The sequence below is a fragment of the Corynebacterium sp. NML180780 genome (assembly GCF_007786415.1).
Taxonomy (GTDB): domain Bacteria; phylum Actinomycetota; class Actinomycetes; order Mycobacteriales; family Mycobacteriaceae; genus Corynebacterium; species Corynebacterium gottingense.
Map to the genome: position 1 here is coordinate 12,698 of NZ_VNKN01000001.1, position 12,831 is coordinate 25,528.

The 12,831-nt window shown below is 67.3% G+C and carries 11 protein-coding genes; 7 read left to right on the forward strand and 4 right to left on the reverse strand.

The features are described from left to right. The first annotated feature begins 7 nt into the window (after positions 1-7). Positions 8-2,869 (forward strand): PD-(D/E)XK nuclease family protein, encoded by a 2,862-nt coding sequence (locus FPP74_RS00095; protein WP_186439345.1) that lies wholly within the window; start codon positions 8-10, stop codon positions 2,867-2,869. 19 nt (positions 2,870-2,888) lie between these two features. Continuing rightward, a complete protein-coding gene (locus FPP74_RS00100) occupies positions 2,889-6,404 on the forward strand; it encodes an exodeoxyribonuclease V subunit beta (RefSeq protein ID WP_144716736.1) in 3,516 nt (1,171 codons plus the stop codon). A 10-nt stretch (positions 6,405-6,414) separates the two neighbouring features. Here FPP74_RS00100 and FPP74_RS00105 read toward each other — a convergent pair whose 3' ends face one another. Continuing rightward, positions 6,415-6,909, reverse strand: coding sequence for a hypothetical protein (locus tag FPP74_RS00105; protein WP_144716737.1), 495 nt, complete (start codon positions 6,907-6,909; stop codon positions 6,415-6,417). A 137-nt stretch (positions 6,910-7,046) separates the two neighbouring features. Between FPP74_RS00105 and FPP74_RS00110 the strand changes: the two genes are divergently transcribed. The 3 genes from FPP74_RS00110 to FPP74_RS00120 are packed head-to-tail and all read left to right on the forward strand — an operon-like array spanning position 7,047 to position 9,401. Next, positions 7,047-8,567, forward strand: a complete 1,521-nt coding sequence (locus tag FPP74_RS00110; protein ID WP_144716738.1) for an acyl-CoA carboxylase subunit beta — start codon at positions 7,047-7,049, stop codon at positions 8,565-8,567. Positions 8,568-8,596: 29 nt separating this feature from the next. Next, a complete protein-coding gene (locus tag FPP74_RS00115; RefSeq protein WP_144716739.1) occupies positions 8,597-8,806 on the forward strand; it encodes an acyl-CoA carboxylase subunit epsilon in 210 nt (69 codons plus the stop codon). A 4-nt stretch (positions 8,807-8,810) separates the two neighbouring features. Beyond that, on the forward strand, positions 8,811-9,401 hold the full coding sequence (locus FPP74_RS00120; protein WP_144716740.1) for a nucleoside triphosphate pyrophosphatase: 591 nt from the start codon (positions 8,811-8,813) through the stop codon (positions 9,399-9,401). On the opposite strand, the gene FPP74_RS00125 is transcribed toward FPP74_RS00120, so the two are convergent. Beyond that, positions 9,398-9,919 carry a hypothetical protein gene (locus tag FPP74_RS00125; RefSeq protein ID WP_144716741.1) on the reverse strand — a complete coding sequence of 174 codons (522 nt, stop codon included), beginning with the start codon at positions 9,917-9,919 and terminating at the stop codon, positions 9,398-9,400. The two genes, FPP74_RS00120 and FPP74_RS00125, sit on opposite strands and share 4 nt — an antisense overlap. Positions 9,920-9,934: 15 nt before the next feature. After that, positions 9,935-10,462, reverse strand: a complete 528-nt coding sequence (locus tag FPP74_RS00130) for a hypothetical protein (RefSeq protein WP_144716742.1) — start codon at positions 10,460-10,462, stop codon at positions 9,935-9,937. A 90-nt stretch (positions 10,463-10,552) separates the two neighbouring features. On the opposite strand from FPP74_RS00130, the gene FPP74_RS00135 reads away from it, so the two are divergent. After that, positions 10,553-10,948, forward strand: coding sequence for a DUF3151 domain-containing protein (locus tag FPP74_RS00135; protein WP_095553433.1), 396 nt, complete (start codon positions 10,553-10,555; stop codon positions 10,946-10,948). Positions 10,949-10,966: 18 nt separating this feature from the next. Next, positions 10,967-11,605 (forward strand): hypothetical protein, encoded by a 639-nt coding sequence (locus tag FPP74_RS00140; RefSeq protein WP_144716743.1) that lies wholly within the window; start codon positions 10,967-10,969, stop codon positions 11,603-11,605. A 16-nt stretch (positions 11,606-11,621) separates the two neighbouring features. On the opposite strand, the gene FPP74_RS00145 is transcribed toward FPP74_RS00140, so the two are convergent. Next, complete coding sequence (locus tag FPP74_RS00145) at positions 11,622-12,773, reverse strand: nuclease-related domain-containing protein (RefSeq protein WP_095277627.1); 1,152 nt, start codon at positions 12,771-12,773, stop codon at positions 11,622-11,624. Between the last annotated feature and the right edge of the window lie 58 nt (positions 12,774-12,831).

Sequence of the window (12,831 nt, forward strand, 5' to 3'; positions counted from 1 at the left end):
GGGCCACATGACAGCTACGCCCCACCCGCCCTCATCCCCCTACGCCACCGCTCTGCTCGCGGCCGTCGATACTGCGCAAGCCGGCGACCCCCTCGCCCCGGTCACTGTGCTGTGCCCCACCCCCGCCTTCGACGATGTGGTCGCCGCCATTGCCACCGGCGGCCCGCGCCTCGGGGTGGACGTGGTCACGCTCGACATGCTGCTGCAGCGCGCCGCGCGTGATCAGGAGTCCCGCACGCTGCTGCAGCGCGCCGATGTCGCCGCCTTCGTCGCTCGCATCCTCGCCGATGGCGCCGAACCGACCCCCTTCCATGAGGCCAAGCTGCATACTTCCGCGGCCACGCATGCAGCGCTTATCGACGCCCTGTATACCCTCCTCAACTCCCCCGCCGAATGGCGCGCGGACCACGGCGGCGCACAGCTACCCAGCATCGTGGCCGAGATCGCCCAGCGCGCCGCCGAAGAGTTCCGCGATACTCGCTTCACCTTCCCGGACGCGGTCCGTGCCGCCGCCGACTCCCACCGCGGGGCGCTCATCACCGTCGGCGCGCTGGCCCACGACGCGCGCACCGAATGGGCGCTGGCCCAGTTCCAGCAGGCCACGCCCGTCGATCTGCCAGACCTGCGTGAGCGCACCGAACGCGTCTCGCTGATCGCCGAGCCGGACGAGGCCACCTACGTCACCGGCCGAATCCTCGACGCCGTCGTCCAAGGCACCCCGCTGCACGCAATCGCCGTGGCCTACTGCGACGACGCGGAGCTTCCGTTCCTCACCCATGCCCTCGACGAGGCGGGCATCCCCTACCACGCGCCCGCGCGCGACGTGTGGGCTCAGCACAACGTGTTCCGCGCCCTGACCGCCCTGCTCACGCTGCGCCCTGCCGAGATGCACCGCCACCAGCTCGTGGAGCTGCTCTCCACTGGCAAGGTGGCGGACGGACTGGGCCTGCGCGCCTTCGACGCCGGCTCGCGAGACCGCCTCGGCACCGCGCTCACCGGTAGCGACTGGGACGCGGTGCTCGACACCGCCACGCGCCAGGCCGAGGACGGCACCCCGGAGCGCGAGCGCGTGCCCGAACGCAGCGTGACCGCCGCCCGCTGGGTCGTCGACCTGCGCGCCACGCTCGCCCCGCTTGAGCAGGCGGAGAGCTGGGAGGGCTTCGCCTCCGCGTTCCGGAAGATCGCGCTGGAGGTCCTGAACATCGGGAAGCCGCAGCAGGCGATCTACCTGGACCCGCTGGTGGACCAGCTCGCCGCGCAGCAGGGCGCACCCCAGCGCGAGCGCGCGCTTGAGATCGCTCGCGAGCTCGCCGCCCGCCCGGCGCGCGCCACCGCCACCGGTGTGCTCACCGTCGGGCCGCTGGAGAGCCTGGACGGGCGCAACCTCCAGCTCGCGTTCATCACCGGTGCCACCGACGCCGCCCTGCCCGGCTCACTCACCCCCAGCGCGACGATGACGCAGGCGCAGCAGCACACCACCCCGGAGCAGTTTTTGGCGAGGAGGGAGCGGACGCTTTCGGCGGCGCTGCGGGCGTCGAAAAGCATTGTGCTCACACGTTCCCGATCCGGCATCGCCGGCGGAGGCCTGACCGAGCCCTCCACCTGGCTTGAGCAGGAAGAAACCCGCGTCGATGCGCTCTACCCGGGGCTAGTAAGCGGCGAGCGCACGCCCACGAGCCAGACTGAATTGGCACTGGCGAACGCGCTGGTCGGCACCCCGAGCGAGCGGGCGGCGCGCTACGCGGAGATCATGCAGGCGCGGCATGCGGGCGTCGCCGGCGAATTTACCGGCTACACCGGCACCGACTTTGGCCTGCACACGCTGCAGAAACCGATTTCCAGCTCCGCGCTGGAGGGCTTTACCAAGTCGCCGCTGGAGTACTTTATCCAGCGCGTGACCGGCAACTGGGTGCTTGAGGACGACGCGGAGGATATGCACGTCGCCTCCGCCGACACCGGCACGATCCTGCACGCAGTGCTGGAGCACTGGACCAACGAAATGTGGCTGGACAATCCCAACCGCCCCGAGCACTACGCCGACCTGGATTGGGAGGGCGAGGCCGTCGAGGTGATGGATCACACCCTAGACCGGGAGCTGGCGCAGCACCGCAGTGACCAGATCAACGCGCTGGTGTGGGACACGTTCGCCGAGCAGGCGCGCAAGGACGTACACGGCTGGCTCGCCCAGGAGCGCAACGAGGCAGAAGAGGGCTGGACGCCACTTGCCACCGAGTTCGCCTTCGGCAACACCACCGAGGAACCGGCAGCATCCCTGCTGCTGCCGGCGCTCGGCGTGGAGCTGCCCGTGAAGGGCTACGCCGACCGGGTGGACTACCGCCTGGAGCGCAACGAGGAGGACGGCACCGAACGGTTCGTCCTGCGCGTCACTGACTTCAAATCGGGCAAAGGCGACCGCCCCAAAAAGGCGGTCACGCAGAAAACACCGACCGGCAAGCTTGATCCGAAGGACGGGCCGAAGTACTACTTCCAGCTCGCGCTCTACGGCCACGTCATCGGCACGCTCGCCAACATCGGCGACCCGGCCACGCTCTTCCCCGGCGGCCCTGCCGTGTGGCCCGGCGAGGTGGACGCGGTCGAGGCCCGCTACTGGTACTTCCGCGACCCCAAAACCCCCTACGTAGGCATCACTGTCGACGACGCGGCCGTGGCCACGCTCCAAACCAACCTGAGCAACATGTACCGCCACATCGAGCGCGGCCACTTCCCGCCCCACCCGCTCCCCGAGTGGTGGTCCAACAGCGCGCGCCTGCGCCTCGGTACCGCTAACTACAACGCGTTGACCGACATCCTCGCCCCGCTGGATTTCGACACCCCACTCGAGACCGATACCGCAGACGCCGACGTCTAAGCCTCAAGGAGAACCACCAGTGACTACCGCACACCCCACCGACCCGACTCTCCACGCGCGGCTTACCGAGGACGAAGCCAACCGTGAATTCATCCAAAACCAAGTCGAGCTCTCCTGCTTCGTCGAGGCGGGTGCCGGCTCCGGCAAGACCGTCATGCTCATCCAGCGCCTGCTCACGCTGATTATCGAGCACGGCACCCGCATCGATCAGATCGCCGCCATCACCTTCAACGAAGCCGCAGCCGCGGAGCTCACCGCCCGTCTGCGCCGCGCGCTCATCCAGGTCCGCGACACCGGGGCATACACGCTCGGCAATGGGCAGCCTCGCGCATTCCACGACCCGGAGCGGGCCAAGCAGCGCGCCCAAGAAGCGCTCGAAGGACTGCCCGGCGCCGCGCTCGGCACGCTTCATTCCTTCTGCCTGCGCGTGCTCAAGCAGTACCCGCTGGAGGCCGGCCTGCCGCCCAAGGTCGACGCTGTCGATGACCTCGCCGCTTATTTCTCCTCTACCCAGCACAGCGAGGCAATTATCGAGACCATTACCGCGCTTTTCGAGGGCAGCGAAGAAGCCACAGCAACTATCGACGCCCTGCCGACGAACATCTCCGCAGCCGAATTCATCACCCAACTGCAGTATCTCCTGGGCGAGGGCGTGACCTTCAAGCACCTGCAGGAGCTGGTCGAGTGGATGGACGCGCACTGGGGCGAGCTCGGCGCCACGATCAAAGCGTCCGCCTTCGAGGCCCCACCCGAAGACGAGCTACGAGCCAGTCTTCGCAAGCAGCTGCGCCTGATCCGCGATCGCGCCTACGCCTCGGGTGTCTCCGACAAACTCCTCGCCTTCTTCGATGACCGCCTGGCCGAGCTCGACGCGGCGGACTCCCTCGCCGAGCTCAAGTTGCCTAAACCTGGCAACACCGGCGGCAGCAAGCCGGAAGCTAAGCAGGTCAAGGAGGAGTACAAAGACTTCCTCGAGCGGCTCGATGAGCTTGGGTGCTACGCGGGGTACACGGCGACGTCGACAATCGCTCCCGTGCTCGCGGCTCTTGTGCTCAGAGCGGCCGACGCGCGCCACCGCACCGGCGTCCTCGAGTTCCACGACATGATCTACCTGACGCAACAGCTCGTGGTCGACGACGAGGTGCGCGCAAAGCTGCATGAGCAATACCGCGTCATCTTCGTCGACGAATTCCAGGACACCGACCCCGCGCAGCTCGACATCGTCACCGCGATCGCCCGCGGGCCGCACGACACCCCGCAGCCCGGCCGCCTGTTCATGGTCGGCGACCCGAAGCAGTCGATCTACAAGTTCCGCAACGCCGACATCGACACCTACGTCGCCGCACGCACCAGCGCCGCCACCCGCGATGCCGACCATGGTGTGAAGCAGCTCTCGCGAAACTTCCGTTCCTCAGAAGCGGTCGTCGCCGCTGTCAACGAGCTCTACGGGCAGCTTTTCGACGCCCACGCGAGCTCCAAAGACGGCCCCGCCCAAGCCCACTACGTGCCCATGCTCCCCCAGGACGCCGCGGAAGGCCGCGAGGGCGCGTTCATCGTGCTGCAGGACGCAGACGCGGAAGACCTGCCGCCCGCCGAACTGCGCGAACGCGAAGCCGCCGACGTTGTCGCGCTCATTCGTGCGGCGGTTGCCGGTGCGGACCCCCGCTTCGTCCACCACAGCGGTGCGCAAGCCGGAGCGCCCCTGCGCTACTCCGACATCGCCATCGTCGTGCCCACCCACAACGATGCGCTGCGCCTGATGCAGGTCCTCGGCGACGCAGACATCCCCTGGGTTTCCGAGGGCTCCGGCGCGCTTTTTGCCACCCCGGAGCTGAACGACCTGTTCACTGTACTGCGCGCGGTGGCCGACCCCGCTGACGACTTCACCCGCATCGCTGCCCTGCGCACCGCACTTCTCGGCTGCTCGGATGCGGACATCGCTCGGTGGGCGCAGGTACGCCGCGAGCACCTCGATGAAGCCCCGGAGTCGCTCGACGCCGCGATTACGCAGGATGAGGTTGCTGCGAGCGTCGACACTTGCGTCGAGCAGCTTCGCCGACTTTCTGCGGAAGCACAGCGCACCGATGCGGCGACCATGGTGCGCCGCATCGTCGCGGAGTTCGGACTCGCGGAGGCCTACGCCGCAAGTGGCCACCCCGACCACCTCCCGCGCGTGGAGACGTTGCTCACGCTCGCTGACCGCTTCTCTGCCACAACCGGGCTCGGCCTCCGCGAATTTGTTCGCTGGTCTGACACCCAAGCTGAAACCAACCAGGGCGTCTCCGAGCCTCTGCTTGATACCGGCACCGACGCAGTTCGCTTCATGACGATCCACAAGTCCAAAGGTCGCGAGTTCCCCATGGTCATCGCCGCTGGCATGTCCGGCCACACCTCGAGCAGTCGCGCGGTACGCACCTTCTCCCGGGCAGATAGCACCGCGCAGTTCAAGCTCAAGGACGCGCCAACCCCCAATTACCTCGTTGCCAAGGCCTTCGACGACGAAGCCGACGCCAACGAGCTGATCCGCCTGCTCTACGTCGCCATGACGCGCGCCAAGTCCATCCTGGCTATCCCGCTGCAACTCAAGAAAAACAGACCCAAGAAGAAGGGTGGACCACGCGAGTACACCAAAGCGCAGCGCGGCGCGAAGCTCGCCGAGATCATCGACGACTCCACCCAATACGCCCCCATCGCCCGTGAGGAACTGCCAGGTTTCGATGCCATCGCGGCACCCAAGGCACAGGACGCCGACCGCAGTGCGCCGAACGCAGAGCGCTTCACTACGAGGGCCGAGGCACTCGCCAAGGCGACCGCCACCACCCAACGCATGGGCGTCACCGCCATCGCCCACGCCGAGGACCAGGCCAACCCCGAGCCCACCGCCGACCCAACCGGTGTGCAGCGGGCAGAATCCCGCCCGGCGGGCGACGAAGTGCCGCGCCACACGCAGGTCACCGGCGTACGCCTGCGCCGCTCCCTCGACGAGCGGGTGGCAGCGTCCGGCTTCCCGGCCCGCCAGATCAACAGCGGCCTCTACCGGGACAACGCCGGCACCGACTTCGGCACCGCGGTCCACGACGTGATGGAGCACCTACCCCAGGGCGACGAGCTTGAGCAGGTCGCCGCCACAGTGGCCTCGCTCTACGAGCTGCCGGCCTCGGCCGTGAAAGACGTGGTGCGCGTCGCCGCGAGCTTCGCCGAGTCTGCACCGTACGCGCGCAGCCTCGAGCCGGACGCACGAGCGCAGCGGGAGCTGCCGGTTATCGGCACAGTCGACGGCACCGCAGTCAATGGCTACATCGACCTGCTCTACCGTGACACCAGCAGCGACAATGCCGGATGGGTCATCGCCGACTGGAAGACCGATGTCACCGCGAAACCAGAGACCGTGACCAGCTATTTCCTGCAGCTGGACATTTACGCTACGTTCCTTGAGCAAGCGCTTGGCGAGCCTGTGACTCGCCTCGAGCTCGTCTTCGCCGGGGTTGAGCGACCACAGGTTGTGGTGCATGAACGGGGCGTCGAGAAGCGATAAGCCCCGACGATTAGAACTTCGGCAGGCCCGGGATGTTCGGCAGCAGGCCAGCCTGGTACGCGCCAGCAATCAGCGCGAGAACCAGTGCCAGACCACCAGCGACACCGGCAGCGATCTTCTGTTCCTTGGAGGAACCCTCGGCTGCATCGCCCTGGTCGCCAGCCTTGGCCTCAGCCCACCAAACTTCCTTGGTCAGCTTGGCAACGGTGGTGTTGTCGATGTACTTGCCACGCACCGGGTCCTCGCCCTCGGCTGCAGCGATGAGGTCCTCGGAACCAGCGCCCTTGAAGAAGAACGGCACGAGCTGGTTGGTGTGGTCGCCGGAGTTGTACTTATGCTCCGGTGCAGCCTGACTTTCGCCGGCCAGCGGGGAGAAGCCCGGGACATCGTTGGCGCCGGTGAGGTAGCCGGTCTCGTGGTCGGCGGTGACGATCAGCAGGGTCTCCTCCCAGGTGGGGTTGACCCCCGTGCCATAGATAGGAACACCCCCAGATTTCGGCTTCACAACGCCTGGGTAAAGCTTTTGCAAAACATGTATAGGCTGACACAGCATTCGCAGAGAAACGCTCATGCCCGACCGGACGATACAACGTGTGGTTTTATCTTTGGTGCATAACAGATAGGGGCATAGACTGAGGGCTTATGGGCGACAAGACTGCAAAACCCGATTTGAAGACCACCGCGGGCCGCATCCAGGACCTGCGCAACCGCCTGGACGAGGCGCGCACGCCGGTCGCTGATCGCGCGGAGGCGCCGACCGAGGGCGCGATGACGGCTCGCGCGCGCGTGGAGGCGCTGCTCGACGACGGTTCGTTCGTGGAAACCGACGCGCTCGCGCGCCACCGCGTCGAGGCGTACAAGATGGATCGTACGAAGCCCGCCACCGATGGCGTCATCACGGGCTATGGGCTTATCGACGGTCGCCGGGTCTGCATCTTCAGCCAGGATCCCGACATCTTCGACGGGGCCATCGGCGAGGTCTACGCCGAGAAAATGCTCAAACTCTTTGATCTGGCAACCAAGACCGGTGTCCCGGTCATTGGCATCTACGACTCGGTCGGTCCGCGCTGGCAAGAAGGCATTGTCACCGCCCACATGCAGGCCAAACTGCTGCGCGCCGCCACCCACGCCTCCGGCCTCGTGCCGCAGATCGCGCTGGTGGCCGGCGAGGTCGCCACCCTCGCGGCGACCACAGTGCCGCTTGCCGACGTCACCGTGATGGTCGACGGCGCGAGCCTCCACCTGCCCGACACCGACATTGTCAGCCAGGTCTCCGGCACCGCGACGACCGCCAACGCGCTCGGCGGTGCAGCCGTGCACGCCGCGACCACCGGCCTTGCGCACGTCACCGCCGCGGACATGGCGGGCGCGCTCGATGCGGTGCAGCGCATCGTGGGCTACCTGCCGCTGAACAACCAGGCTGCCTCCCCGCTTGGCGAGGACGCGGAGCACGCTGCCGCAGAGGTCGACCTGGACACCATCATCCCGGACGACGACGCGCAGCCGTACGAGGTCACCGACATCATCGCCGCGGTGACCGACGGCGACTTCTTCGAGCTCGGCGCCGACTTCGCCGGCAACGTCCTCACCGGGTTCGCCCACGTCCACGGCCGCGCCGTCGGCGTCGTGGCCACCCAGCCGAGCGTGCTCGCCGGCTGCCTCACCGGAGCCGGCGCGCGCAAGGCCGCCCGCTTCATCCGCACCTGCGACGCGTTCAACCTGCCGCTTGTGCAGTTCGTGGACTCCCCCGGCTTTGTCCCCTCCACCGACGAGGAGCACGCCGGCGCACCCGCTGGTGCCGCCGCGCTCGCCTACGCCTTCGCCGAGGCCCAGGTCGGCACGATTACCGTGGTGACCCGCAAGGCGCTCGGCACCGCCTACACGGTGCTCGGCTCCAAGGGTCTGGGCGCTGACTTGGTCTTTGCGTGGCCCACCGCACAGATCGCGCTTGCCGACGCCCCCACCGCCGCCTCCCACCTCGGCGTCGACGCCGAGCAGTACGCCGAGGAGAACCTCAACCCGTACGTGGCCACCGAGCGCGGACTCGTCGACGCGGTCATCCCACCGTCGGCAACGCGCCACCACGTCCTGGAGGGCCTGCGCCTGCTGGAGCGCAAGGTGGCCTACCCGGCGCAGAAGAAGCACGGCAACATCCCGCTGTAACCATCTCCGCCACGAAAAAGGAGCACCCCATGACCGCAACACCCCTGTTCACGGTGACCAAGGGCAACCCCACCGAGGACGAGCTCGCCGCGCTCACCGCCGTCCTCACGGACCTGCAGGCCGCCGCGAAGGCGAAGCAGCAGCCCGCGGACCGCAACACCTGGGGCAACCCCGCGCTGGCCAACCACGCAGAGCAGGTGTTCAACCCGCACGCCTTCGCCAACATCACCTACTTCTAGCCCCATGCGCCTCGTTCTCGCCTCTCAGTCCCCTTCGCGCCGCATGCTCCTCGAGCAGGGCGGCGTCACCCCAGTGTTGCGGCCCGCCCACGTCGACGAAGACGCGATCATCGCCGAGCTCGGTGAGGCGGAGCCGCGTGTGATCGTCGAAAAGCTTGCGCACGCGAAGGCCGCGACCGTGGCGGGCGACTTCCCCAACGACGTAGTCGTCGGCTGCGACTCAATGCTGCTTCTCGACGGCCAACTGCTGGGCAAACCCCACACCCCAGAGCGCACCATCGCGCGGTGGAAAGCCCAACGCGGCAAGGAAGCCCACCTGCTGACCGGCCACGCCGTCGCGCATAAGGGCGAGTGGGTCGTGGACACGATCGCCACCGCAATCCGCTTCGGCGACGTCTCCGACGCCGACATCGAGGCCTACGCCGCCTCCGGCCAGCCACTCAAATGCGCCGGCGCGTTCACACTCGAGTCGCTTGGCAGCTGGTTCATCGACTCCATCGACGGCGACCCCACCAGCGTCATCGGCCTGTCCATGCCGCTTTTGCGCCGCTGCCTCTACCGCTTCGGGCTCAACGCCTCCGACTTCTGGGACTAGTACCCGCGGGCAGAAAGGAACTCGTCGAGCACGGCGAGGCCTTCGGGGTTCGCGTCCACGCACATGCGTAGCCAACCACCGATCGTGTTTTTCGGGTTGCGCACGCTCGACGGCAGGCTCAGGTCGAGCTCCTCGGCGCCGAACAGCGCCTCGTAGACGGGGCGGCGCTGTGCATCATCCATCCCCATGTCAATGGCCAGCTTGATGGGCACGTCCCCGCTACGGCTACGGAAATTCACGTCCGCGCCGCCGTCGATAAGCCTTTGCACCAGCGCGGCGTCGCCTGCGCCCAGCGCTTCGTGCGAGCACACCAGGGTCAGTGCGTTCTGGCCAGTGTCGACCCGCGCAGCGTCAGCGCCACGGCCCAACATGTCGTTGCTGATCTTCGCGCGCGCCTCCGGGTCACCGTTGGTCAGTGCCGCGAATAGCATGTCGGTCACGTCGTTTTCTTCTGCGTCGAAGACCTCGCAGAACTCCTCGTAGGTGCCATTCCCGGCAACATAGAGCGGGCTTGCCATGGGGGCCTCCTTCACTCACTCGCCACGGGCCTGGAGGAACTCGTCGAGCACATCCAGCTTGCCGGGACGCCCATCCACGTTCATACGCAGCCACCCGCCGATGGTATTGACCGGATTGCGCACACTCGACGGCAGACTCAGGTCGAGCTCGCCCGTCCCAAACAGCGCCTCGTAGACTTCGCGGCGCTGCTCGTCATCAGCTACACGCACCGTGATCGCCAACCGTATCGGCAGGTCCCCGCTACGGTTGCGGAAGTTGACGTCCGCACCTCCGTCGATGAGCCTTTGCACCAGCGCAGCGTCGCCGTCCCCGAGGTCGCGATGCCGACCGAGCAGGATCGTCAGCGCGTTCTGCCCGTATTCCTCGCGCGACGCATCCGCGCCACGATCCAACATGTCGTTACAGATCTTCGCGCGCGCCTCCGGGTCACCGTTGGTCAGCGCCCCGAACAACATGTCAGTCACATCGTTTTTCGCGGGATCGAAGACCTCGCAGAACTCCTCGTACGATCCCTTCTTCGCAACGTAGAGCGGGCTTGCCATGGTGGTCTCCTTCGCGTCAGTTGCGTACTACTGTAAGGCAACTGGTGCGCGCTGGCACGTTGAAAAGCCCAAACTGCTAGCCTGGCGCGCATGGAAATCAACGACATGCTCGCACCCCCGCCGCTCCACCTGCCCGATGATCCCGCGAGGGGCGAGGACCCCCTGGCCCGCGAGACCGCGCTCGCGCACCCCGACTCCCCCGCCGTGTGGGCCGCCCGCGCCGAAAAGGAGCTCGACGGCGGCGACGAGCTGATCGCCTACGCGTACGCGCGCACCGGCTACCACCGCTCGCTCGACCGCCTGCGCGCCAACGGGTGGAAGGGCTGGGGCCCGGTCCCGGCCTCGCACGAGGCGAACGTGCCGGTGCTGAAGGCTATCGCCATGCTCGCGCTCGTCTCCAAGGCGATTGGCGACGACGCCGAGTACGACCGCTGCCGCCAGATGCTTTCCGACGCCGACCCGGCAAGCGTCGATACCCTGCTCTAATCCGCGCGAGGAGCCACGATGACACGCCCCGCGCCAATAGTCGCACTCGCCGCGCTGCTCGCGCTCGCAGCGTGCGACGCCGACGAGCCAGCCCCCGCCCCCAGCACCGTCACCGAAACGCAGACCGTGTCTGACAGCCCCGCCGAACAACCCGTCGCGCAATCCGACGCCCCCGCGCCGTTGTGCGACACCCCTCCCAACGACCCCCGCGAGGCCTACCCCGCCGGCTCCGCCCCTGGCCGCATGCCGGCAGACGACGGCAGCGACTTCAACTACTGGATCGAGGACATCGACAACGCCTACGACCCGTGCGCGCCGCTGAGCTGGATCGTCTTCCGCGGCTCGCTTGGCGACGAGCACCGCCCTGCCGGCACCGGCGCCTCCATCGCCGACGGTCTCGCCTTGTACGTCAACGGCGCGCCCGCCCAGGACATGGCGGCGGTGGACAAGATCGAGTCCGTCACCCCCACCCCCGACGGCGGCGTGGACCTGGCCTGGGGCGAGCGCACCGGCGCCACCGCCGAGGGCATCACCGCGCACTACACGGTGCATTTGCGCAACGACGGCGGCGCGGTCGTCCCCGTCTCTGGCAACATCGACGAGTTCGACAGGTGGTGGAACTACCCGGTCCACTATCTGCTCGGCACCTACGACTAGTGGCGCCTAGCGGCGCCTAGCTCTGCGGGTACCACTCGGTGCCCGGGGAGTTCGCCGCCACCGAGCTCATCGGGATCGGCTCGCGCAGGCGGCCGGCGTTGTGGAGCTCCGTGACGACGCGCGGCACGTCCTCCGCAGGAACGGCGATGATGGGGATCTGGCCATCCTCGTGCTGCTCAATCCTGCCGCCCCGCACGGTGCCGCCGACCACGGCAAGGATGATCATGGCGACGTCGCCGCGGTTGAGGCGCGATGCCTCGAAGCGCGTCGTCCTGGCCGCCTTCTCGCGGTACTGGCTGCCCGCGTGGTTCGGGCCTGCGGTGAACTGGCCGTTCTCATCCAGGCTGAGCTCGCCGGTCCAGTGCTTCGTGTCCACCATGATCACGCCCGCCGCGGTGGACAGGACGTGGTCCGCGTTGGCGGTCACCGCGCTCTTGCGGGACAGCTCGCCGAGCATGCCGATCACGCCCATCGCGAGGCCGAACTTACGGGTCTCCGGCGTCGTGCCGTAGAACATCTCGGACGTTGCGTCGTCGAAGCCGTCGACGGCCTTGGCCAGCCCGGAGCGGGAGTCGGTGCGGATCGTCACGTCGTGGGCAACCTCGATGGAGTCCGGCAGCTGTTGCTCGAGCATCTCACCGATCCGTTCCTCCGCCAGGTAACCGCGGGAGACGCGCTGCAGCGGCTCCGGCAGCCCGGTTTCCTCCGGGCGGCCCTGGCGCGCCAGCCCGACGAGGCGCTCGACCTCGGCACGGCGTTTCTCATTGACCTGCTTCTCCAGGCCCTTGTTCACATACGCCTTGTTTTCCTTATCCTTGTTGATGCGGCGGTCCATGGAGCGGAAACCGCTCAGGCCCAGGTAGACCAGTGCGAGCACGCCCGCGAACATCATGATGCCGCCGAGGCCCTTGTTGAAGAGGGAGACGATGATGCCCAGGACAAACAGGACCGGGAAGAGGACGATGGCGATAAGCCGTCTCTGGGTGCGCTTCCGCGCCTTCTTCGCACGGTCGTCGTTTTCGCCCAGCCCGTACTTTTCGGCGTGCTCGCGCATCGCGAAGGTCACGGCGTAGCCGTCGACCTCGCTTTCCAAGTACTTGTCCACCTCGGACGCAAAGTCGGCCCATCCGCCTTGGCCGGGGCGGGTCTTCCCGTACACAGTTGCCATTCGCTACGTCTTCCTTCCGGTTGAGCCTCACTGATTAATAAGGCCAATTGCATTAAAG